Below are 1183 nucleotides of genomic sequence, written 5' to 3'. Positions count from 1 at the left end.
CCCGGGAGGTCGCCGAAGCCCTCCGCTGACGCGCCTTCCGGACGGCCCCGGCCTGGCGTGCGGCCCTCTAGGCAGCTCCCGCGCCACCTCCGACACTCGTGTCATGACCTCAGTGAGCATCCGCACCGTCCACGACACCGCCGGGTTCGCCGCCGTCGCCGACTACTTCAGCGACGTGTGGCAGACCCCGCGCAGCGCGCCGCCGCTGCTGCCCGAGACGCTGAACAGCCTCGCCCACGCGGGCGGTGCGGTGCACGCCGCGTACGACGGGGAGCGCGTCGTCGGCGGCTGCGTCGCCGTGTTCGGGCCGCCGGCGGCCAGAGCGGCGTACTCGCTGCTCGCGGCCGCCGAGCGCGGGCTCGGGCCACGGCTCAAGGAGGCCCAGCGGGCGTGGGCGCTGGGGCTCGGGGCGCGCACCATGCGCTGGACCTTCGACCCGCTGGTCGGCCGCAACGCCCGCTTCAACCTCGTCAAGCTCGGCGCCGAGGGCACCGGCTACCTCGTCGACTTCTACGGCCCCATGGCCGACGGCGTGAACGACGGCGACGAGAGCGACCGGCTGGAGGTCACCTGGGACCTGACCGTCACGCGGCGGCCGTCCGCCCGAACGACCACCGGTACGACCACCGACACGACCGCCGCGCGCGAGGCCGCGCCCGTCACCCACCCGGCGCCGGACGGCGGGTCGCTCGCCCGCCGCGACCCCCGGGACCGGTACGTGTGGTGCCGGGTGCCGCAGGACATCGTGGCGTTACGGGCCACGGACGCCGAGCGGGCCCTCGGCTGGCGGCGGGCCGTGCGCGAGGTGTTCACCAAGGCGTTCGCCGAGGGGTTCACGGCGACGGAGATGTCCCGCGACGGCTGGTACACGCTCACGCGCCGGGAGGACGCCCACATGGAGGAGGACACCCGCATGGAGGAGGACACCCCGTGAAGCTGGAACGCGTCGAACTGCTCCGGGTCGCGATCCCGCTCGTGACCCCGTTCCGCACCTCCTTCGGCACGATGACGACGAAGGACACCTTCCTGCTGCGGGCCGTCACCGACACCGCCGAGGGCTGGTCGGAGTTCGCCGGCGACCCCGAGCCGCTGTACTGCGCGGAGTTCGTGGCCGGCGCGGAGATCGTGCTGCGGGACGTCCTGCTGCCCCGGGCCGCCGCCCTGCCCGCGCTCACCGCGCCCG

At 74.9% G+C, this 1183-nt stretch carries 1 protein-coding gene and 1 pseudogene; both read left to right on the top strand.

Annotation, left to right across the window (positions count from 1 at the left end; genetic code table 11):
• Positions 1-103 precede the first annotated feature (103 nt).
• The gene (locus ACFY5C_RS41845) at positions 104-934 is read left to right on the top strand and encodes a chorismate synthase (RefSeq protein WP_389455336.1); all 831 of its coding nucleotides are present in this window, start codon (positions 104-106) and stop codon (positions 932-934) included.
• Positions 931-1183, top strand: a pseudogene (locus ACFY5C_RS41840) (o-succinylbenzoate synthase); the annotation flags it as partial. The gene ACFY5C_RS41845 and the pseudogene ACFY5C_RS41840, both read left to right, overlap by 4 nt.

This window comes from Streptomyces sp. NPDC012935, assembly GCF_042900345.1.
Lineage (GTDB): Bacteria > Actinomycetota > Actinomycetes > Streptomycetales > Streptomycetaceae > Streptomyces.
This window is presented reverse-complemented; position numbering and strand designations above follow the sequence as displayed.